Source organism: Nostoc sp. MS1, from assembly GCF_019976755.1.
Taxonomy (GTDB): domain Bacteria; phylum Cyanobacteriota; class Cyanobacteriia; order Cyanobacteriales; family Nostocaceae; genus Trichormus.
On record NZ_AP023441.1, the window covers coordinates 6255794 to 6277076 of the forward strand.

The window sequence follows — 21283 nt, forward strand, 5'->3', positions numbered from 1 at the left end:
AGGAAGAATTAACAGAGTTGAGATAAGAAATGATGAGGAAATTTAGCCTTGGCAAGATGTGATGAAATCAGCCGTTATCTAAAAGTTGTAACCAATACCTAATAATAAGCCGACATCAGTGTCATTGAGGAAAGCTGCATTCACAGTACCATTGATGGTGAATCTATTGGCTAGAGGAATATCAACACCACCAGTTAACAATAATCCCACATCAGAGTTGTTACCAGTGTCAATCGCCACACCAGCACCAACGAACGGCGCTACAGGGAATCTTGTTTCACCAGTAGGTTCTACTGCCCGTGGAACAAAATCTAAAGTTAAGGGAACTAAGATTGTTGTATTATCGCCAAACACTGCTGATGGACGTACAGATAAAATCCGTGTCAGACCGATTTTACTGATGACCGCAATATTACCTTCACTTAGGGAAGAATCACCAGTCAAACCGATGTTTCCAGCTACCCCAATGTAACTAGAACCGCCACGAGTAGCTCTACCTGGTGTAACAGTTGTATCACTGGGAGGAGTGGGGGTTTGTCCTTGATTGTTATCACCTGGCTGCTGGCTGGTGAGGTTTGGTGGAATCAAGACTTGGTTAATTGCATGGATAACACCATTGCTAGCTTGAATATTTGGCTGAACAACTCTAGCCTCGTTGATAGCAATTTGGTTGTTAGCACTGTCAACTTTCACATTCACTGGCACATTGTCAGCAGTTGTCAATTGTCCAGAGGTAAGTTGACTAGCAGTTAATTGACCAGGAACTACGTGGTATTGCAGAATCCTTCTTAATAGTTCTCTATTTTGAGGTTGCTGCAATTGTTCCAAAGTACCCGCAGGTAAAGCCGCAAATGCTTCATTTGTAGGAGCAAATACGGTGTAAGGCCCTGCTTGTTGCAAGGTATCTGCCAAACCAGCCGTTCTAATTAAGGAAGCTAAGGTACTAAAAGAACTATTTGACGCTGCCAAAGCAACAATAGTACCGCCTTGTACACCACCTGTAGCAGTACCAGTACCACCTACTATATAATTAGCAGCCGCCACATTAGTACCTAAAGGTTGTACTTGTCCTTGTTTTACTAAAGCTTGGTACAAAAATGCTGCTGCTTCTGCACGGGTAAGGGGGGTTTCTGGATTAAGTTGTCTAATATTGGGATAGTTAACAACTATATTGTTTTGTGTAGCAGCCGCAACAGCATTAGTAGCATAGCTAGGAACTGCTGAAGCATCTGCATAGTAATTGCTGAGAACACCAGATGCAGTATCAGTAGTTGACAAGTTTAAACCACTGCTTAAAGATACGAGCGCCTGTACTCTAGGAATTTGTTGATTAGGACGAAATACATTACCAGGATAGCCGGACAAAAATCCAGCTTCGTAAGCTGTCCGAATGGCTCCAGATGCCCAATAATTAGAGGGAACATCACTAAATCCACTGCTGCTCAGTTGTCGAACTGGCTGTTGGTTAAAAGCTTTTTGAATTAATGCAGCAAATTCAGCACGAGTTACGGCTTGGTTTGGTCTAAAACTACCATCGGGAAAACCAGCAATAATATTTCTTTGTGCAAGCGCTTGGATAAATGGTTGCGCCCAGTAGTCTGAACTTACATCAGAAAAGCTAGAAGTGGTATTTGCAGGAGCTTCAGTTGGGGTATTAGTACCTGGAGTTTCAGTTGGAACCGGTGTTTGTGCTGAAGCTGGCTTCAAAACTATGAAGGGATTTATTGTCATAGCTGTCATCCCCAAAGCCAGCAAAGTTGCGTGTACTAATGACTTACGAACCGAACTAATCATAAAAACTTCCTCCAAAGTTAAATAAAGAGATTGCACAAAATTACGGGTTGACTATGGGAAACAACTACTTTTAGGGTTGATTCAATAAACGCCTAAACAAAATTTTGGTGAAGTAAATTACCAAATTCATCAAGGCTATTTTAGTATTTAAGCGGAAATTTTACTAATAACTTAACTATTAATTCCTCAGCTAAAACTCACAAACTTATGAGTACAATATTGAGTTATTAGATAGAATGATGTGTATCCAGATAATCCTCCGCTCATTACTTGGTAAGGGTTTGAAGTTAAAAGTAGCCGTTCATTATTACAATCTAGTAATATTAGAACTACGAACTTTATTAGTCTTATAAGAGAATTGTTACAGATATTAACCCATTTCAATAACTAGCTAAAGGTTAGCTTTTCAATATATTTTTTCATACTTTAGATAGTTGAAACCCTCAAAATAATCGAGTTTTTCAAAGTCAATACATCTAAATAAGTATATTTATTGGTAGAAAAATAACCTAAGACTGCAAAACTAACAATACAACATCAAAAATGAGGAGAAATCAAGCAAGTACTGTACTCAAGTTTTCCTCCGCAGATTTTCGTAATTGAATTTACAGAAGACGGAACTCGGTTGCTCCCAGTAGACTCGTGTTTGTATGCCAACAAACACGAGTCTATATCTGAAGATTTGCACCGTAAATTTCTTTCAAGAAAGATAATTTGATATTTGGATGTAAATATATGAGTCTGATAGGGTTGTTTATCTTTGCCGTCACTATAGTTGCGATTATTGCCGTCGTCATCATTGGTAGCTACAACGATTTAGTTAAGTTTCGCAACCGCTACAAAAATGCTTACTCCCAGATAGATGTGCAACTACAGCGCCGTTACGACCTAATTCCCAATTTGGTGGAAACTGCCAAAGGGTATATGAAACATGAGCGCGAAACTTTAGAAGCTGTAATTGCTGCGCGGAACTCCGCAATCAATGCTAGTAGTCGCGCCTCGCAAAATCCAGGCGACCCCCAGGCGATGCAGCAATTAGGCAATGCTGAAGCCGCGTTAACAGGTGCATTAAGCCACCTGATGGTACTTTCAGAAGCATACCCAGAGTTGAAAGCCGATCGCACCATGAGCCAAGTCATGGAAGAACTATCTTCCACAGAAAACCGCATAGCCTTTGCGCGTCAGGCTTTTAACGATGCAGTCACCCTATACAACACCAAAAGCGAGTCTTTTCCTAGTAACTTAATCGCCAACACGTTTAACTTCACTCTGGCAGAACTATTACCAGAATCCGCTCCTGAAGTCAAAAACGCTCCCCGCGTGTCTTTTTAGGGGTTTAGGTTTTCAAAACTCTCACATCCCTACACTCCTTCTTTTATGAATTTATGAATTTCTTTGAACATCAAGACAAGGCACGCCAAAACACACAGCAACTACTAGGGTTATTTGCCTTGTCCATCGTGGTGATGATTTTAGCAATTTATATTGCGGCATTATTTCTGTTACGTTTGGCTCCGCGTATTTGGTGGGAACCGCAAATATTTTTGTGTATTGCTAGTGGGACAATTATTGCGATCGCTATTGGTAGTCTATATAAAATATTCTGTCTGCGTGAAGGTGGGCGAGTTATTGCCCAAGAGTTGGGGGGACGCTATCTTGTAGCTGACATGGCTAACCCTCAAGAAAAACAGCTATTAAATATTGTCGAAGAAATGGCGATCGCTTCTGGTATTCCTGTGCCAGAAGTTTATATTCTTGATGCCGAAATGGGCATCAATGCCTTCGCTGCCGGGTTTACACTTAACGACGCTGTAATTGGTGTTACCCGTGGCACATTACTATCCCTGAACCGAGATGAGCTACAAGGAGTCATCGGTCACGAATTTAGCCACATTCTTAACGGCGATATGCGGTTAAATTTGCGTTTGGTGGGGCTATTACACGGCATTTTATTTATCTACCTAACTGGGGAATTGTTATGGCGTTTACGTGGTACTGAGTCCCGCGAAGAAAAGGGGCCTCCTCTGTGGGCTTTTGGTGTAGCACTAATGTTAATCGGTTGGATCGGCTTAATCTGCGGTCGCATCATTAAAGCTGCCGTTTCCCGTCAACGGGAGTTTTTAGCCGATGCTTCCGCCGTACAATTCACTCGTAACCCTGATGGCATTGCTAGCGTCTTTGAAAAACTCCAACGTTCGGACTCACGCCTGATTTCCCCCCGTGCGGAAGCCTCCAGCCACATGTTTTTCGGCAATCCCCTCAACCCTTCCTTCTGGGAAGCTATGCTTTCTACCCACCCACCCCTGAGCGAACGCATCCGCCGCGTCCGGGGTTTGAACACCCGCAATTTAGCCGCATCCCCATCTGTCCGCCGTTCCTCCACTCCAGATTCCCTCGCAATGGGTTTCGCTGGTGGTAGTCCTACAATCACCCCAGAACAGGTAGTCAATCAAGTCGGGAGCGTTGCACCAGAGCATTTTGCCCATGCTCAAGCCTTGTTATCAAAGTTACCAGAAGCCTTGCGTTTGGGTGTAAGGGAACAACAGAGTGCAATGGCGATCGCTTTTGCCTTAGCTTTAGAGGTAGAAAATACCCCAGTACAAGAACGCCAGCTTGCTTGGTTGCGTGAAGTCCAACCAAGCGAGATTGTAGAACAAACCCTGACATTTAAAGACGAAATCAGTCAAATAGATCCAGGCTTGCGCCTACCACTAATAGATTTAGTAGTACCAGCACTACGCAAGTCTTCTGCTAAAGAGTGCCATAGACTTTGCAAATGTATTCAAGGTTTAATCGTCGCCACTGGCAGCTTTTCTCTGTGGCACTTTATCTTGCAACTAGTCCTATGGCATCGTCTGCAACCTCTTATAGATCCCACAGCAACAATCAAAGTAGAATTTACGTCTATAGAAGATATTTGGTCAGATAGCATCACCGTACTATCGGCAATTGCCCGTGTAGGACAATCCAAACCTGATGACATTGCTTATGCCTTTCGTTCTGGAGTATTTCGCCTACCCGGAGCCGGAAAGCAAGAAAAAGCAGATACACCAGTAACTTGTAATTTCTCACAAGTGAAGAAGAGTATCGAACGCCTCCGCCTCGCCTCTCCTAAACTTAAGCAAGCGATTGTTGATGCCTGCGCTCACACTGTTCTATTAGACAATCAAGTTACTAATTCGGAAGCAGATTTATTAAGAGCGATCGCCATGACCTTAGACTGTCCCATCCCACCCTTTTTAGATTCTCAACGTCGCGCTATCAAAGCAAAATCCTAATTTTTCTCATTAAATTCTTATTTAGCCTGATTCACAGATAGAATTGATGTTTATTAAAGATAGCCTCTTTTTGCTATCTCTCATCCTTGGAAGCATATCGAACCTGTATTTAAGCTTGCCATTTTTAGTCAAAATGTAAAATTTTTAGATAAAATACCATCATCTCAACTATCCTGAAAATAGATTGTTATATTGTACTAATTACTTATTTAGTACAACTTGGGGTAAGCTGTGCGTAATGATTTACAAAATTTGGAGATTAGCTCGAAAGAATTAGAAAATTTAACTAATCTACCTGTAAATTCTCAATTAATTATTATTAGAAATTTCTTAATAAAGTTTTGTAAAAAAATCCTAGCTCAAATTAAAGGCTCAGAAGGTGCAACAGTAATCTTTCTTGGCTTTTCTGTAACTATTTTTGCCTATTTAATAGTTGATGTTTTTATTAAAATATTTGCAGGTTGGATAAATATACCATCCTGGCTATTGTTGATAGTTCTTACTTTTTTAGGATACGCAAGTACACAGTCTTTTTTATACTATTGGTGGCGTAATCAGCAAAAAATTCTGAAAAAAAATATGACAACTTCTTTAGAAATTCTTTTAAAGGATGTAGAGAGATATAATTCTGTTATCAAAGCAATAGATATTAATGACCAGATAGAAGATGCTGGCAATGCAGGTGTAAGTATTAAAGAAAGAGACAAAGTTATCGCTGCACTCAAGCTAACTAAAGCAGATTTAATTAGAGCTTTGAGAACAGAAAGAATATTGAGAGAAAATAAGAATTTTATCCTCAGTAATACAGAATTATTTACTAATAATTTAGCAACTTTAACCGCGATGCAGGTGACAGAACAAGCTACTGAACACGGCAGGTTACTCAATGAAGCATTACAAATTGCCCTAGATGTGCAGTATGAAATGAAAACTCTGCAAAGCCAATCTAATATGTAACAATTGTGCGAGGAAATAATCAGCGCCCTCAACACCTAATGACTAATCCAAGGTCTAATATAAAGAAGTGTAAAATAAGCGATCGCCTACAGGCATGGATTGGAAAGAAATTAGAGGTAACTGGGCGTTGATTCCCCGAAATCCGGTGGGGATCATCCATTTTCTCGGTGGTGCATTTGTCGCCACTGCACCCCATCTAACTTACCGTTGGTTACTAGAACAGTTAGGCAATAAGGGATATGTGGTTATTGCCACGCCCTTTGTGAATACATTGGATCATATTGCGATCGCCAAATCTGTACTCTTAAACTTTGACCGGACACTAGAACGATTGTACGATTCTGGCGCATTACGCAAGCTGTACTTACCAACTTACGGCATTGGGCATAGTATGGGCTGTAAGCTGCATTTACTCATTGGTAGCCTTTTCCCTGTAGAACGGGCAGGTAATATCTTAATTTCTTTTAATAACTACGCCGCTAAAGATGCCATACCCTTAGTGGAACAGTTAAACAATTCTTTAGCGATCGAATTTACTCCCTCACCCCAAGAAACAAACAAGCTGGTACAGGAAGGCTACAACGTCCGCCGCAACTTATTAATTAAATTTAATAATGATAATCTTGACCAATCAGCAGCCTTAACCAAAATCTTACAAGGACGCTTTCCCGAAATGGTCACAGCCCAGACCTTACCAGGAACCCACACTACACCTTTAGGTCAGGATGTCAAATGGCAAACGGGGTCATCATTCACCCCCCTTGATGCTTTGGGGCAGTGGTTCAAGCAAGAAGTATATCGTGATCTAAATCAGCTGAATCGTGCCATACTTTTGTGGTTAAATCCCCTTTCACCACCGTAAAGTAGGAGGTAGTGGTTCTCTGTGAGACGCTACGCCTAGCTTGCTTTGCTACGCAACGCTACCGCGAACCACGGAGTGGTACGACTACGCGGAAATCGAGTTTCGACTTCTCTACGAGACGCTACGCGAACGCTCAACTCCCTCGGAGTCGAGATTCACCAACCAGCTAGAAAGTAGAGGAAAATAACTTTTGACTATGGACTAATGACTATGGACTAATGACTAAATATGTTTCAAATCCTTATTATTGATGATGATTTATCAATTCAAATATTACTAAAGAGAATTTTACAAAAACAGGGTTATGAAATATTCACAGCTAGTAATGGTGAAGAAGGAATTACTCAAGCAATAGCTTGTCGTCCAGCACTAATTATTTGTGATTGGATCATGCCGGGGTTAAATGGTCTGGAGGTCTGTCATCGGATTAAAACAGACCCAGATTTATCCACTACATTTTTTATTTTATTAACCTCTTTGGATTCTGTAGCCGATCGCGTCCAAGGACTAGATGCTGGTGCTGATGATTTTATCACCAAACCGATTGAGCAAAATGAATTGAAAGCAAGGGTGAGAGCCGGGTTAAGACTACATCAATTAAGTCAGGATCTGCGGACTCAAAAGCTGCGCCTAGAAGAAGAACTAGCCGAAGCGGCAGAATATATGCGATCGCTTCTACCAGAACCAATAGATCAACCCATCAACATCACCTCACGGTTTCTTCCCTCAAGCCAACTCGGCGGCGATTGTTTTGATTATTATTGGCTTGATGAAGATAGCTTGGTTATGTATCTTCTAGATACAGCCGGACATGGATTAAAAGCTGCCCTTCCTTCAATTTCTGTTTTAAATTTGTTACGTTCCCGCGCCCTCAAAAATCTTAATTATTACCAACCTAGTGAGGTTCTCAAAAGTTTAAATGAAACCTTTCAAATGAATTATCAAAATGATAAATACTTTACTATCTGGTATGGAGTTTATGACCGCATTCAGCGACAAATCACCTATGCTAGTGCAGGACATCCCCCAGCAATCTTGATATCTGGTAAAACACCAACTAATACAGAAATACAAATTTTAAGAACTCCCGGAATGCCAGTAGGCATGTTTCCAGAAGCCCAATATATTGATGCTTGTTGTTATGTAGAACAATTGAGTAGTCTGTATATCTTTAGTGATGGTGCTTATGAAATTACTAAAGCAGATGGCAAACTTTGGAGTTTAGATGCTTTTATTCAGATACTTGCTAGTGTACATCATCATAAAGATTCTCAGTTAGAGCGAGTATTGAATTGCATTATTGCCTTAAACTCCAAAGATACCTTTGAAGATGATTTATCTATCTTACAAGTTAAATTTGATTAACTTTTAGCAAAAATTACTTGATTAAACTCATCTTGACTATTAAAAATTTCAAATACTTTATCCATTCCAGTTAGTTCAAATAAGATTCTTACTTGCTCATTAATTGAACATAAGACTAGTTTTGTACCTGCTGCCCTCAAAGTTTTAAAAGCTAATACTAAAGCACCTAAAGCAGAGCTATCCATAAAAGTTACATCTTGACAATCAACCAAAACAATTTTTGTATCACTATTAAGAATATGAGTAATATTTTCTCGTAGTTCTTGTGAATTTTCAGTATTGATAATGCCACTGAGTTTAATAACTTGTACTTGCTGATTCATAGTGTTGTTAACCATTTTCCTGTAAAAGTACTAACTAAATTTGCCAATATTATATAGCGTTGACTGTGGTACTAAATTACATTTTATTGTTTTTGTCAACTCCTCATGTGATTAGAGATTTAATTTGGCAACAAGCTGTAGTAAGATAAATGAACATAACCTAATAACTCAATAATATTTTGTATATCTTGTAGCCAAAAGGTTAATTTTAAAAAAATTGGAAAAATTAATTACTGTAAGTTCATAAATAATTTATATTCATAAAATCTCCTAAACATAGTATTGCAAATTACAATTCTATTTATGTTGTAAATTAAGATTTACTTGATAAATTCTCTGTTAACAACAGAGTTACAAGACCTTACTAATTTATACATAATAGATTTGTTGCTAAAATTTTCTGAATCGGTAGTATTTTTGAGAATAACATAATTGCCTGAGATGATGAGTGCGATGGCGCAAGCGCCCAGCGTAGCTGATCGCCTATTTTTTAGTGCTTCGTACTTGGTTTTCTATTTCCTCCCTATACACTAACATTTGACGTTTCATCCAACTCTTGAGAGCGCACACTAGGAGATAAACTAGTCAAATCATCAATATTGCGCTTCATTGTTTGACAGATAACATCTAATGGTAAATCATTGGCATCGTATCCAAAAGGATTTTCTATCTCTAAACCAATAGCTTCGATTCCAAATAAAGTGAAACTCACTAATGCTACAATTACACCTGTCCACCATTCTAAACTCTGTACCATTTGAAAAGGGAGCAGGAAACAATACAATAATAATAACTGCTTGAGATGAATGGCATAAGCTAAAGGCATCGGCGTTCTCAGAATCCGTTCACAACTCCCTAAATTATCTACCAAATTGTTTAACAATTCTTGAATAGATGTTAACTGATAACTGTTTAAGCAATTGCGATTATATTGCTGTTGCAAATAATCTCCAATCCAGAAGGCAACTTCTAGAGGAGGATTATTCATACTTTTGAGTTGGAAATATCGAGAAGTTGATATTAAATCCTCTAATTCACTATTTATAGGTTCTCCTCGCAAATGTAACTTGGTAGCTACAGCAAATGCTACTAATAAATTTAAAGCTGCTATTTTAGCTTCTCTATCCTTTGGTGAAACTTCTTCTACCGATACCCAAATTTGCCGAGCTAGATTACGTGTATTATTAACTATAGAACCCCAACATTTTCTTCCTTCCCAGAAACGTTCATAAGCTGTATTCGTCCGAAAAACTAGCAATAAACCTAAAACTATACTAGGAATAACACTCCCCAAAATAGGTTGAGATACAGGAACTTTTAGTTGATAAAGTAAAGTTACAAACACACCAAATAAGCCGCAGCCAAGAACGCGCGTGTAGATTGCACCAATAACTGAACCTCTAAATTGTAAAGCTATTTGAAACCAGCGCTTTTTTTCAAAAGTCATGCTCTTAACCTAAAGGTGTCAAGTGAACTCATCCATTACAGCGTCTTTGATAGAGATACAGCGATGAGGGTACAGTTTCCTCATCCAGATAAAAGGTACTGTAAATTATTGATATAACTTAAAAATCATAACTCTATACATAGGCTAATGAGATTGAGGAATTTACTATGATCCCAGCTTTAGGGGGATATAGGACTCATGTTTGATTTCTGTTCGCGTAGCGTGGCATAGCCATAAAAACTCAGTAAATGCCTAAATCCTTTATTCACTTTTCCCTGGCTACGCAAATATGTTCATTACGACTGTTACCTTACCCGCACGCTTCCCGCCTGACAGTCGCGTAACCAAGCTTTAATACCTTGAGCAACACTACCAGTGCTACTATCCCTTGGCGGCGATGGTGGCTGTTGTAGGGGGTAAGAACCAATTTGACTAAACATCATGACAAAACGCCAACTGTTGGCAGTTTTTGTCAAAAATAACCAATGAAATTCCTCTAACTCTACTATTTTCTTACCTACATACTGTCTTTCCAAAGTAGTAAAGAAAACTTGTTCTACATCTGATGCTGTACTTTTCTGTCCATCAGTATAAGAACTATTAATTTTTAGGGACAATGGCTGAAATTCAGGTCTACCAGCAACTAACATATAGCTATAAATATCACTACTTCGGCGGAGACGGCGACCGCGTTGACTGGCACGATTAGCATAGCTCGGTAAATCACGCAATAAATGAGTAATTAATGTTTCTAAAGTTTGTTCCTGACAAACAAACTTGTTCTCAGTATGTAAAGAGGGTTGAGGAGAGGAATTTTGTGAGAATGCTATTGTCTCAAAGCTATTGATGAAGGTCAGCGAAAATCCCAAAGCCATCAGCCAACGGCCATAACTTACTTTTTTAAGCAAACTCAATGCAGAGTAAACATTTACTCTTCTGTGTCCTATCTCCTGCCTTATTTTTTTCCCTCTTATATCTATTTTCATGTCGCCGTTGTTAACTCTTGAGAAATTCGTTTCCAGGCTAACTCAGGTTCATCTGCCGCCGTAATGGGACGACCAATTACCAAATAATCTGCCCCAGCTTGGAGAGCTTCGGCTGGAGTAAGCGATCGCTTTTGATCTCCCATTGCAGCCCAAGTAGGACGTACTCCCGGACAAACCAGTACAAAATCACCGCCGCAAACTTGCCGTAACTGCGTCACTTCCTGGGGGGAACATACAGCCCCATCCAACCCCGCCTCTTGCGCCATCAATGCCATATCTAAGGCGTATTCTGGCAACTCTACAGGCACTTTTAAATCCAAAGCCAACTGCCTAGAAGAAATACTCGTTAACACTGTTATCGCAATTAACTTGGATGGTTTAACACCAGCCTGTATTGCCCCTTCCTCTACCGCCTCCTTCGCCGCCTTGAGGGCATCTTTACCAGAGGTAGCATGAATAGTCATCAAATCCACCCCATAACGTGCTGCACTGCGACAAGCCCCAGCCACAGTATTGGGGATATCATGAAACTTTAAATCAAGAAAAATCCTCTTTTGCCGAGATTTCAGCACCTCCAAAATTCTTGGCCCAGCACTAGTAAACAATTCCAGCCCAACCTTCCAGAAAGTCACCGACTCTAACCTATCAATTAGAGCGATCGCACTTTCCTCATCCCCCACATCCAAAGCCACAATTATTTTGTCATTAGTCATTAGTCATTAGTCCATAGTCATTAGTAATGAGTGCTGAGTAATTCTTAATTTTGAATTTTGAATTTTGAATTTTGAATTGATTACTCCCCACTCCCATCTCAGGGAACTAGACGCACAAACTTATTCTTCCCCACTTGCAAAACTCGCCCTTGGAGTTCGTCTGGCTGTTGGTAGGTGGTATCAGCGTCAGAAATTTTCTCGCCATCTAGGCGGACTCCGCCTTCTTGGATTTTGCGCTTACCTTCTCCCGTACTTTTACACAAACCTGTGGCGTTGAGTAAATACGCTAATTTGACGGGGAATTGGGAGACAGTAGCCAGGGAAAACTCTGGGACTGCGCCTTCTTTACCGCCACTCTTAGCAGCTTCCTTGGCTTCATTGGCTGCTTGTTCGCCGTGGTATTGCTTGACGATTTCCCAAGCGAGTAAAAGTTGGCGATCGCGGGGATTGTTTGGTAACTTGTCTATGGGTAAATCTGTCAAGAGTTCAAAATACTGTGGGAGCATTGTATCTGGCACACCTTGTAACTTTTGATATTTTTGTCCTGGGTGTTCAGATAAACTCACGTAATTACCTAAAGACTTGGACATTTTCTGCACGCCGTCAGTGCCAATCAAGATTGGTAACAGCACGCCGAATTGGGGCTTTTGACCAAAGTGACGCTGTAAATCACGACCGACAGCAATGTTAAACTTTTGGTCTGTGCCGCCTAACTCCACATCTGCCTCAATAGCCACAGAATCATACCCCTGCATCAAAGGATAAAGGAACTCATGCAGGAAAATCGGATTCTCCTTCTTATAGCGATCGGCAAAGCCTTCTTTGGCTAACATTTGACTCACAGTCATCGTCGCCAATAACTCAGTAATTTTTCCCAAATCAAGCCGGGAAAGCCACTCCGAGTTAAAACGCACCTCTAATCTCCCAGGTGTGTCAAAATCCAAAATAGGGCGCAATTGATCGAGGTAGGTTTGAGCATTTTGTTTGACATCTGCCTCTGTTAATTGGCGACGTACCTCAGACTTACCTGTAGGATCGCCGATGCGTGCCGTAAAATCACCAATAATCAGCACTGCCGTATGACCAGCATCTTGAAACGCTCGCAGTTTACGCATTGGTATGCTATGACCAAGATGAATATCGGCTCCAGTTGGGTCTATACCATATTTGACCCGTAGAGGTCGATCCGTAGTTGCTAGGCGTTTCTCTAGACTCTCAGTGTCGCTTTCAGCATCAGTAGGTTGTGGGAAAACTTCCGCTATTCCACGATGCAGCCAAGAAAAATTATCCGCCATACTAGAAGATTCGCGCATTACTACGTTTTTACTAGAGAATTTAGGTTGATGATGTTTAAGACAAATTGTCCGCTATTTCATCCGCCAAACTAATATAATTGCAAAAAATTAACCGCCCTGTTTCAAAGAATGAATTACAGTAATATTTACAAGTGAGGAAGTGAAATCACCGTGTCGTCTAGGACTTTTGACCAAAAGCAACAGCAACGTCGTACTTCACCTGGATTTGAGTTCTTTAAAGGAGTAGGCCAGGTAGCTGGCGGAACTCTTTTATCACTGACGATGTTGACAAGTTCCATTGTAGCCGGAGGGCTGGTTGGTTTAGCAATCAGTTTTCGCAATTTACCAGATGTCAGACAGTTACGCAATTTCTTTCCGTCAGAAACAACTTACATTTACGACATTAAGGGCAAACTACTAGCTGGTGTCCACGGGGAAGCCAACCGCGAAGTTGTACCTCTAGATAAAATTTCTCCCAATCTGAAACGGGCTGTACTAGCCAGTGAAGATAGTCATTTTTACTATCATCACGGTATCAACCCCACTGGTGTAGGTCGTGCTGTCGTCACTAACTTAGTGGCTGGTGGCGTGAAAGAAGGTGGTTCTACCGTCACTATGCAGTTGGTGAAAAACCTATTCTTGACCCGTAAGCGTGCCTTTACTCGTAAGTTAGCCGAAGCGGTTTTAGCCATTCGCTTAGAACAGATTCTTACTAAAGACCAAATTTTTGAAATGTACCTCAATCAAGTGTATTGGGGACATAATAATTATGGTGTGCAAACCGCAGCCCGTACTTACTTTAATAAATCAGCCGAGAATTTAACTATAGCCGAATCAGCAATGATGGCAGGGTTAATTCAAGCGCCAGAGGAATTTAGCCCATTTGCCAGTATGAAGATGGCAAAACAGAAACAAAAAGAAGTTTTGGGGCGGATGCTGGAACTGAACTGGATCACCCAGCAAGAATATGATGATGCGCTTAAAGAAGAAATTAAACTAGGGAGAATCAGATCATTCCAAGGAAGTGCGTTGCCCTATGTAACAAATACTGTGGCGCAGGAATTAGCCAAGAAGTTTGGCCGTGACACTCTACTTAAAGGTGGGATGCGGGTACAAACTACAATTGATGCTGATTTCCAAATCATGGCAGAAGAGACTGTGAAAAAGTGGCATGAATCACTACTCAGCCAGGGATTAAACAAGAATCAGCTCGCCTTGGTGTCTATTGATCCGCGCACACATTTTGTCAAAGCACTCGTAGGTGGTGTAGACTCAAAAGCTAGTGAGTTTAATCGGGCAACGCAAGCACAACGCCAGCCTGGTTCTTCTTTTAAACCTTTTGTCTACTACACTGCCTTTGCTAGTGGCAGATTTACCCCAGATTCTATAATAGATGACTCTCCAGTCAGTTACAGAGATGGTAATGGCTGGTACTATCCTAGAAACTACGATGGTTCCTTTAAAGGTTCAATGCCCATTCGCATGGCTTTAGCCCAATCTCGGAATATTCCCGTAATTAAGATTGGTAAAGCTGTCGGCATGAATAAGGTTATCGAAACTTGCCGTACTTTGGGAATTATGAGTCCGATGGAACCTGTGACATCATTGCCTTTGGGTGCAATTGGTGTTACACCGTTAGAAATGGCTAGTGCTTATGCTACCTTTGCTAATTATGGTTGGCAATCTCCACCAACAGTTATTGCTCGGATCACCGATAGTAGTGGGAACGTCCTTTTAGATAACACACCCAAGCCTCAGTTAGTTCTCGATCCTTGGGCGGCGGCGGCAATTATTGATACTATGCGTTCAGTAATTACTGAGGGTACTGGTAAAGGTGCGGCTATTGACCGTCCAGCAGCCGGAAAAACGGGAACGACTTCCTCAGAAAAAGATATCTGGTTTGTCGGTACTGTCCCTCAATTAACAACCGCTATCTGGGTTGGTCGGGATGATAATAGACAACTAGCCAGTGGTGCAACTGGTGGTGGTATGGTGACTCCCATCTGGCGTGATTTTATGACTAAAGCACTCAAAGGTGTACCTGTGGAAAACTTCAAGTCACCTTCTCAATTTACTCGTCCTAAAGCAAATTAGGGGAGTGGGGAGTGGGGAGTAGGGAGTAGGAAGACAAGGGAGACAAGGGAGAATATTATTTTTTTATGTCTACCTTCCTTGTCTTATACCCTTTTAGGAAGTTAGCATGACATCTTACCTAACTCTAGTCTCTAATTCCCAGCCCTGTTAAGACTGTTTCTCTAACTCAGCTTTCATGCGCTGGAGAGTAAAATTCATCTGATCGAACATCTGCTGGGGAGTGATGCCAAACTGGTTTAATTGGGTTTTAAGTTGCTCTACGGTCATTTGTGCCATAAAGTCTTCTGAAAGCTCGAATCGCTTCATAAAAATATGATAGCGATCCATCATCGCTTCCATTTGCTCAATAAATAACTTTTTCCCCTCACGGTCAAATTTGCCGTAGTTATTGCCTAGTTTAATCAGTGCTTGATAATCTTCAAACAACTGCTTTGCTTCTTGCTGAACTATCTCAGAGTCAAAGAATCCCATGTGCCTCTATTGAGCTGAGTGATATTACTCAGCAGCTTATAGTTTTGCCTCTATTTTCATTCTAGTCTAGGGGATTAATCTTATAAATAAAACTTCGTATTAGTACGGTTTCTTACCGAAATTTCAACACTTGACTAATATTAGTTTCAACTTTGGTAACAAATTTACCTAATAAAGCGGCAATTCCTAAAGCTTTGGCCATTGATGGCGGGTCAATGTTATCTATACTACTAATTTTTAGGTAATCGGCGTATTTTAATGCTAGTTGCTGCTGGGGATTGAGTTTCAATGCTTGCCTCATATAAACTTTTGCCATGCCTGGAAGTTGCTGATGCAGATGCACGAATCCCAATAAGGCATAATAATCTCCGTTATTCGGCTCTATTCTAATTGCATCCCGTAGTTCTTGCACTGCTAAATTCCACTGACTTTGTTTAGCATACTGAATAGCTCTTTGATAGTGCTTTTGAGCATAGTTTATGACTGCGGGTTTGACATTAGTTGTTTCAGTGAAGGTAATTTCTTGTACCTGCACCTCCACAGGTTGAGGTTTTTCCTTAGTTTTTATAGGTGGATTGACTTGCAGAATCATGGGTTCAGTTTTCTGCAAAGATAAATAAACTACATTTAATAAAATTATTTGTCTTGTGATTTGATGTGATTTTTGCAGAGATTGATATTGGGCTTGTGCATAGGAGGCGATCGCATCTTGGTAGAATAAGTCAGCTTCTCTTGCTGACATGGTGAGGAGTTGCGCTGCTACGGGATTTCGTACAGAATTGGCTTGTTTTTTCCAAGCGATCGCCTCTGACCGCAATGACTCTAAAATACTATGACGCTGCTTTTTATGCTTCAATTGCTCGTAAGCAGGGTTAATTAAACAAGTAAAAATGGCTGTTGCTAATTTTTTCTGAAAATAATTACTGTTATTGTAGCGATCAGGATGTAGCTGTTTTGCTAGAAAGTGATAACGGTTGAGAATTTGGCGTTCATCAGCAGTCACAGCCACCCCTAACACAGCGTAGGGATCAACAAGTTGTCTTAGTGCTTCTGCGGGGAGGGAAGTCTGTGACATTTTACTAGCGGTTGCACATGAAAACTTTAAGATAGCATCGGAGGGTAGAAAGTGGGGAGTAGGAAATAGGGGAGGATCAGGAATCTTTAGCTGGAATTTAAATTAATAGAATATATTTGTCCATATGATTTACTGATTGACACTCAAGCGTTATTTCTAACCCGATTTTCGATAAAACTGTGGTAATTGTAGATTAATAGGGAATATGTTAACTAAGCGTAAAAGTCGCACTATTGCTGCTATTTTAGCTTTGGCTGGAACATCACCCATCTCTGGATGGCATAAATTTTATTTAGGACAGCCGATTTGGGGCTTATTATATGTTTTACTGTCTTGGACTCCTATTCCCAAAGTAGCCAGTGTAATTGAGGCTGTTTGGTATTTAGCCCAAGATGAAGAAACTTTTGACCGAAATTTTAATATGGGTCAGCCTGCCGTCAAACAATCCCAGTATGCTGTTAATCAAGTAGGAGCGATCGCTAATGCTTTACGCGAATTAGACAACCTACGTCAAGATGGCTTAATTTCTGAGTACGAGTTTGAACAAAAGCGTCGTCAGCTGCTTGATCAGATTTCTTAATGGGGAAGGGGAGTGGGGAGTTGGGAGTTGGGAGTTGGGGAAGATGTGGTGTGGCTAAACGCCACGCTCCGCGAACGACTACGCTCACCAACCGGGAGATGAGGAAGCAGGGGAGAAAAAACTAATGACTGTTGACTATGGACTATGGACTGTTGACTAATGACCAATGACCAATGACCAATGACCAATGACCAATGACTAACTGGCTTCCTTGGAACTCTAAATTACAACGACTACGCGCCAAGTTGTTGAATGACCCCTACTATCGGTTACAGTCTGGGGAGGAGATTCAAATTGCAGCACAATTGGGAATTTGTATTGATGCTAACCAAGCTACTGTGGATGATTGGTTGCGCTTACCGGGTTTGTCTATTCACCAAGCGCGATCGCTAGTAGAACTTTCGCGTTCTGGTGTTACATTTTATTGTATTGAAGATGTGGCTGCGGCTTTGGGACTACCACCATTACGTCTAGAACCATTAAAGCCTATATTGAGTTTTAGTTATTATGACCACGAATCTTTAGTTAGTTCTACAAATTTAATTAATCCCAACACCGCTTCAGTAGAACAGTTAGTACAAATACCATATATTGATGTGTCTCTAGCCCAAGCTGTGGTAGAAAATCGTGTATCGTTTGGGGCTTACCGTAGTTTAGTTGATTTCCAGCAAAGATTGCAGCTTCCTGGGGAAGCGATCGCTCAATTAATGTATTTTCTTAGATTTTGATTGCTGAAACATTATAGCCAAAGAAACAAGTTACTCTCAACGCTTTTACAGTATGTATTAACTACGAATTACGAATTATTATGATTAATAATTTCTTAAGCAACAAAAAGCTAATTTTTGACAGTTGGGCCTCTAGTTATGACTGGTTGTTCCCATCGGTTTTTTACCAAGCTATTCACAAACGGTTGCTAGAATATGTCGATTTAACCAACCCCGCCAACATACTTGATTTAGGTTGTGGAACTGGACGCTTACTACAACGCCTTGCTACTGAGTTTCCTCAATTACGGGGTACAGGCTTAGATTTATCTTCTAATATGGTACGCCAAGCCAGACTTAGCAATTGCCATCATCCACGTTTAATTTTTCTAGAAGGCAAAGCCGAGTCTTTACCCTTTAGTAATGGTCAGTTTGACGCAGTTTTTAATACCATTAGTTTCTTACATTATCGTGAACCGGAACAAGTATTAAATGAAGTATCACGAGTACTTTTTCCTGGTGGAAACTTCTATTTAGTTGATTTTACATTTACCAATAATCAAGAATCACCAATCTTGTCAATTGCTTCTGGTTCAGTCAAATTCTATAGCCCCCATCAACGTGAAATTATGGGTACATCTGCGGGACTATCATGTGTGAATCATTATTATTTATTAGGACCTGTTTTACTAACTATTTTTAGTAAACCAATCTAAAATTCTGTATTAACGCAACAACACCCAAACATCTACTAGTTGTTTTGATTTCCTCTCTTGTTTAATACTACTTGGGGATATAATCATCATTTACTATCACAATTCAGCAATAGAAATATGTTAAAGCGCCCCCTAATTAAGATATTTGAGGAAATATCAACTTTCGCGTTGGGTGTTGTCGGTTGTAAACGAGACAGACCTGAAATTAAACAGCGTTTTTACCTCTTTCTCTTGTTTGACACACTAGCTGTTACATCTGCCAGGGAAGCCTTTTCTTTAGCTTCAATTATTAAATTAACACCTAATTAATTAGTTGGAAATTACTTGCAAATAAACTTTACTTTTTAAAGTCATATTTTTTGCTTTAACGCGCTATCTATCTAGATAAATTGAAGGTGAATATACAGTAATACATCTATATTTTTTGGAGTAATAACTCTAGTAATCTTTAAGTTTTGCAAAGGTAAAGAGACTACAAGACTTACTTAACAAGATTTTCTGTAGAGAGTGTAAGGATATTGAACACTTCAACCCGCATCTACTATTTCGCCCAGAATTGAGTATTATCTTAGAGGGTATGAAGAAATGTAAAGTAGAAAATGCAAAACAAAGTTGTCGTTATTGTTGGTGCGAGTGGTGGTATTGGTTCTGCCTTGGCTCACAAATTAGCTGCTGTTGGGGCAAAATTAGTGCTAGCGGCGAGAGATAGCAGCCGTTTAGAGGCGTTGGCAAATGATTTACCAGGGGAAGTTTTAACGATACCTACAGATATTACTGACGCGCAGCAGGTGAAAACTTTAATCCAGAAGACTGTGGCGGAGTTTGGTCACATTGATGTGTTGGTCAATGCTGCTGGTGTCGGTGTGCTTAAGCCTTACAACAGCGTAGAACCAGCCGATTTAGACAAGATGTTGGATGTCAACTTAAAAGGCTGTTTCTACACTACTCAAGCAGCAGCAGAGGAAATGCAGAAACGCAAATCTGGACATATTTGTAATGTAATTGGCATTTTAGGCAAGCATTCAATGCCTATGGCTTCTGCTTATTCTGCGTCTAAGTTTGGTGTTGTGGGTTTTAGTAAGTGCTTGGCTGAAGAACTTAAGCGTTTTGGTATTAAATTTACTTTATTTTATTTTGGTGGAGTAGATTCTCCATTTTGGGATAATGTCAGTTTGAAGGTAGACCGCAAAAAAATGCTGAGTACAGAAACTGCGGCTAATGCAATTTTCTTTGCCCTGTCTGCCGAACCGCAAGCTGTGCCACTAGAAATTAACATCCAGCCAGATACTCATTTATTTTTCTAACATTAAGGTAGCTGTTATGTGTTTAGATAATTCTTGCTTAGGCAGGAAGCGGAAATCTAGCTAAAAAGACAAAATTTACAGTTAGATAAGCTGTGGTGCTGGATTTTCAAGATTTATGAAAATTGATCACGTTCATTTTTATGTCGAAGATGCTAAGGTGTGGCGGAACTGGTTCCTCAACTATCTTGGCTTTACAGCAGTAAGTAGTAATGTCAGTTCTTTACACACCTGTACAGAGGTAGTGAAAAGTGGTGATGTCTGTTTTTTGCTGTCTTCACCATTATTACCCACTAGCCCCGTAGCTGAATTTCTGCGTCAACATCCCCCTGGTGTGGCAGATGTGGCATTTGCGGTTGATGATGTAGAAGATGCGATCGCTCATGCCCAAGCCCAAGGTGCGACAATATTACAATCTATCAAAGAACGCCAAATTGGTAATATCACCCGTAAGTGTGGCAAAATCGCTGCTTGGGGTGGATTAACTCATACATTAATTGAAAAATTAAGTACAGATAGCCAGATCAATTCGTCACCTAATTATATTACCGCCATAGACCACATCGTATTAAATGTAGCAGTAGGTGAGTTAAAACGTGCCGTGGCTTGGTATGAAAATATTCTCGACTTACAACCCCGACAGTCATTTAAAATTCAAACTGATCGCTCGGCGCTGTACAGTCAAGTCATGGTTTCCCGCGACGGCAGTGTACAATTACCAATTAATGAGCCAGCATCAAATAATTCCCAAATTCAAGAGTTTCTAGACTTTAATAAGGGGCCTGGTATCCAACATATTGCGCTGCAAACACAAAATATTGTGAGTGCGATCGCTCAATTCCGCCACCGTGGTTTACCATTGCTTTCAGTCCCACCAACATATTACTCACAACTCAAACAGCGTCTAACCCTTCCGCTATCATCTACAGAAATAGATGCGATCGCTCAACAAGAAATTCTAGTAGACTGGCAAAAAGATCATCAAAAAGCTGTATTACTACAAATCTTCACCCAGCCCATCTTTGCGCAACCAACCTTTTTCCTAGAATTTATCGAACGTCGTTCTCAAGCCCAAGGTTTTGGCGAAGGCAATTTTCGCGCCCTATTTGAAGCCATCGAAAGCGAACAAATGAAGCGGGGAACTATTTAGTAGTCATTAGTCATTAGTCATTAGTCATTAGTCATTAGTTTTTTCTCCCCTGCTCCCCTGCTTCCTCATCTCCTTCATCCCCCTCATCCCTCATTAACTGTTGTGGGTACTAGATGATGCGCCCATTGGTAAACGTATCCTCTACTTGTTGATAAATTTGATATTACTG

At 40.4% G+C, this 21283-nt stretch carries 20 protein-coding genes; 12 read left to right on the forward strand and 8 right to left on the reverse strand.

Annotated elements, in window-relative coordinates:
- Positions 1 to 78 precede the first annotated feature (78 nt).
- Complete coding sequence (locus NSMS1_RS27030) at positions 79 to 1794, reverse strand: fasciclin domain-containing protein (protein WP_224087721.1); 1716 nt, start codon at positions 1792 to 1794, stop codon at positions 79 to 81.
- Between the two features lie 735 nt (positions 1795 to 2529).
- Here NSMS1_RS27030 and NSMS1_RS27035 point away from each other — a divergent pair.
- From NSMS1_RS27035 to NSMS1_RS27055, 5 genes are all read left to right on the forward strand, one after another.
- Positions 2530 to 3126: a LemA family protein gene (locus NSMS1_RS27035; protein ID WP_224087722.1), complete on the forward strand. Its 597-nt coding sequence runs from the start codon at positions 2530 to 2532 to the stop codon at positions 3124 to 3126.
- A gap of 53 nt (positions 3127 to 3179) precedes the next feature.
- Positions 3180 to 5072, forward strand: coding sequence for a M48 family metallopeptidase (locus NSMS1_RS27040; protein WP_224087723.1), 1893 nt, complete (start codon positions 3180 to 3182; stop codon positions 5070 to 5072).
- Positions 5073 to 5303: 231 nt separating this feature from the next.
- Positions 5304 to 6029, forward strand: coding sequence for a hypothetical protein (locus NSMS1_RS27045; protein WP_224087724.1), 726 nt, complete (start codon positions 5304 to 5306; stop codon positions 6027 to 6029).
- 94 nt (positions 6030 to 6123) lie between these two features.
- Entirely contained in the window at positions 6124 to 6891 is a 768-nt protein-coding gene (locus NSMS1_RS27050) for a DUF1350 family protein (RefSeq protein ID WP_224087725.1), read from the forward strand.
- A 228-nt stretch (positions 6892 to 7119) separates the two neighbouring features.
- Positions 7120 to 8256 carry a PP2C family protein-serine/threonine phosphatase gene (locus NSMS1_RS27055; RefSeq protein WP_224087726.1) on the forward strand — a complete coding sequence of 379 codons (1137 nt, stop codon included), beginning with the start codon at positions 7120 to 7122 and terminating at the stop codon, positions 8254 to 8256.
- Here NSMS1_RS27055 and NSMS1_RS27060 read toward each other — a convergent pair.
- The 5 genes from NSMS1_RS27060 to tyrS form a co-directional block, all read right to left on the reverse strand.
- A complete protein-coding gene (locus NSMS1_RS27060; protein ID WP_224087727.1) occupies positions 8253 to 8579 on the reverse strand; it encodes an STAS domain-containing protein in 327 nt (108 codons plus the stop codon). The two genes, NSMS1_RS27055 and NSMS1_RS27060, sit on opposite strands and share 4 nt — an antisense overlap.
- A 523-nt stretch (positions 8580 to 9102) precedes the next feature.
- A complete protein-coding gene (locus NSMS1_RS27065) occupies positions 9103 to 10026 on the reverse strand; it encodes a bestrophin family protein (RefSeq protein WP_224087728.1) in 924 nt (307 codons plus the stop codon).
- A gap of 305 nt (positions 10027 to 10331) precedes the next feature.
- On the reverse strand, positions 10332 to 10934 hold the full coding sequence (locus NSMS1_RS27070) for a hypothetical protein (protein ID WP_317986551.1): 603 nt from the start codon (positions 10932 to 10934) through the stop codon (positions 10332 to 10334).
- 74 nt (positions 10935 to 11008) lie between these two features.
- The gene (pyrF, locus tag NSMS1_RS27075; RefSeq protein ID WP_224087730.1) at positions 11009 to 11725 is read right to left on the reverse strand and encodes an orotidine-5'-phosphate decarboxylase; all 717 of its coding nucleotides are present in this window, start codon (positions 11723 to 11725) and stop codon (positions 11009 to 11011) included.
- 98 nt (positions 11726 to 11823) lie between these two features.
- Positions 11824 to 13038: a tyrosine--tRNA ligase gene (gene tyrS, locus NSMS1_RS27080; RefSeq protein ID WP_224087731.1), complete on the reverse strand. Its 1215-nt coding sequence runs from the start codon at positions 13036 to 13038 to the stop codon at positions 11824 to 11826.
- Between the two features lie 153 nt (positions 13039 to 13191).
- On the opposite strand from tyrS, the gene NSMS1_RS27085 reads away from it, so the two are divergent.
- Positions 13192 to 15114 (forward strand): transglycosylase domain-containing protein, encoded by a 1923-nt coding sequence (locus NSMS1_RS27085; RefSeq protein ID WP_224087732.1) that lies wholly within the window; start codon positions 13192 to 13194, stop codon positions 15112 to 15114.
- 147 nt (positions 15115 to 15261) lie between these two features.
- On the opposite strand, the gene NSMS1_RS27090 is transcribed toward NSMS1_RS27085, so the two are convergent.
- Positions 15262 to 15585, reverse strand: coding sequence for a DUF1825 family protein (locus NSMS1_RS27090; protein ID WP_224087733.1), 324 nt, complete (start codon positions 15583 to 15585; stop codon positions 15262 to 15264).
- A gap of 112 nt (positions 15586 to 15697) precedes the next feature.
- Positions 15698 to 16660 carry a J domain-containing protein gene (locus tag NSMS1_RS27095; RefSeq protein ID WP_224087734.1) on the reverse strand — a complete coding sequence of 321 codons (963 nt, stop codon included), beginning with the start codon at positions 16658 to 16660 and terminating at the stop codon, positions 15698 to 15700.
- A 205-nt stretch (positions 16661 to 16865) separates the two neighbouring features.
- On the opposite strand from NSMS1_RS27095, the gene NSMS1_RS27100 reads away from it, so the two are divergent.
- The 6 genes from NSMS1_RS27100 to hppD all read left to right on the forward strand — a co-directional run bounded on the left by NSMS1_RS27100 (position 16866) and on the right by hppD (position 21114).
- Positions 16866 to 17240 (forward strand): NINE protein, encoded by a 375-nt coding sequence (locus NSMS1_RS27100; RefSeq protein ID WP_224087735.1) that lies wholly within the window; start codon positions 16866 to 16868, stop codon positions 17238 to 17240.
- Positions 17241 to 17434: 194 nt separating this feature from the next.
- The gene (locus NSMS1_RS27105; RefSeq protein ID WP_224087736.1) at positions 17435 to 17968 is read left to right on the forward strand and encodes a helix-hairpin-helix domain-containing protein; all 534 of its coding nucleotides are present in this window, start codon (positions 17435 to 17437) and stop codon (positions 17966 to 17968) included.
- 80 nt (positions 17969 to 18048) lie between these two features.
- A complete protein-coding gene (locus NSMS1_RS27110) occupies positions 18049 to 18663 on the forward strand; it encodes a class I SAM-dependent methyltransferase (protein WP_224087737.1) in 615 nt (204 codons plus the stop codon).
- Positions 18664 to 18780: 117 nt separating this feature from the next.
- Entirely contained in the window at positions 18781 to 18972 is a 192-nt protein-coding gene (locus NSMS1_RS27115; RefSeq protein ID WP_224087738.1) for a hypothetical protein, read from the forward strand.
- Between the two features lie 290 nt (positions 18973 to 19262).
- A complete protein-coding gene (locus NSMS1_RS27120; RefSeq protein ID WP_224087739.1) occupies positions 19263 to 19967 on the forward strand; it encodes an SDR family oxidoreductase in 705 nt (234 codons plus the stop codon).
- 115 nt (positions 19968 to 20082) lie between these two features.
- Positions 20083 to 21114 (forward strand): 4-hydroxyphenylpyruvate dioxygenase, encoded by a 1032-nt coding sequence (gene hppD / locus NSMS1_RS27125; protein ID WP_224087740.1) that lies wholly within the window; start codon positions 20083 to 20085, stop codon positions 21112 to 21114.
- Positions 21115 to 21283 lie beyond the last annotated feature (169 nt).

Coding starts and splice junctions, on each gene's coding strand:
- NSMS1_RS27030 (WP_224087721.1), bottom strand. CDS start 1,794: ATGATTAGTTCGGTTCGTAAGTCATTAGTACACGCAACTTTGCTGGCT.
- NSMS1_RS27035 (WP_224087722.1), top strand. CDS start 2,530: ATGAGTCTGATAGGGTTGTTTATCTTTGCCGTCACTATAGTTGCGATT.
- NSMS1_RS27040 (WP_224087723.1), top strand. CDS start 3,180: ATGAATTTCTTTGAACATCAAGACAAGGCACGCCAAAACACACAGCAA.
- NSMS1_RS27050 (WP_224087725.1), top strand. CDS start 6,124: ATGGATTGGAAAGAAATTAGAGGTAACTGGGCGTTGATTCCCCGAAAT.
- NSMS1_RS27055 (WP_224087726.1), top strand. CDS start 7,120: ATGTTTCAAATCCTTATTATTGATGATGATTTATCAATTCAAATATTA.
- NSMS1_RS27060 (WP_224087727.1), bottom strand. CDS start 8,579: ATGAATCAGCAAGTACAAGTTATTAAACTCAGTGGCATTATCAATACT.
- NSMS1_RS27065 (WP_224087728.1), bottom strand. CDS start 10,026: ATGACTTTTGAAAAAAAGCGCTGGTTTCAAATAGCTTTACAATTTAGA.
- pyrF (WP_224087730.1), bottom strand. CDS start 11,725: ATGACTAATGACAAAATAATTGTGGCTTTGGATGTGGGGGATGAGGAA.
- tyrS (WP_224087731.1), bottom strand. CDS start 13,038: ATGCGCGAATCTTCTAGTATGGCGGATAATTTTTCTTGGCTGCATCGT.
- NSMS1_RS27090 (WP_224087733.1), bottom strand. CDS start 15,585: ATGGGATTCTTTGACTCTGAGATAGTTCAGCAAGAAGCAAAGCAGTTG.
- NSMS1_RS27095 (WP_224087734.1), bottom strand. CDS start 16,660: ATGTCACAGACTTCCCTCCCCGCAGAAGCACTAAGACAACTTGTTGAT.
- NSMS1_RS27100 (WP_224087735.1), top strand. CDS start 16,866: ATGTTAACTAAGCGTAAAAGTCGCACTATTGCTGCTATTTTAGCTTTG.
- NSMS1_RS27105 (WP_224087736.1), top strand. CDS start 17,435: ATGACTAACTGGCTTCCTTGGAACTCTAAATTACAACGACTACGCGCC.
- NSMS1_RS27110 (WP_224087737.1), top strand. CDS start 18,049: ATGATTAATAATTTCTTAAGCAACAAAAAGCTAATTTTTGACAGTTGG.
- NSMS1_RS27115 (WP_224087738.1), top strand. CDS start 18,781: ATGTTAAAGCGCCCCCTAATTAAGATATTTGAGGAAATATCAACTTTC.
- NSMS1_RS27120 (WP_224087739.1), top strand. CDS start 19,263: ATGCAAAACAAAGTTGTCGTTATTGTTGGTGCGAGTGGTGGTATTGGT.
- hppD (WP_224087740.1), top strand. CDS start 20,083: ATGAAAATTGATCACGTTCATTTTTATGTCGAAGATGCTAAGGTGTGG.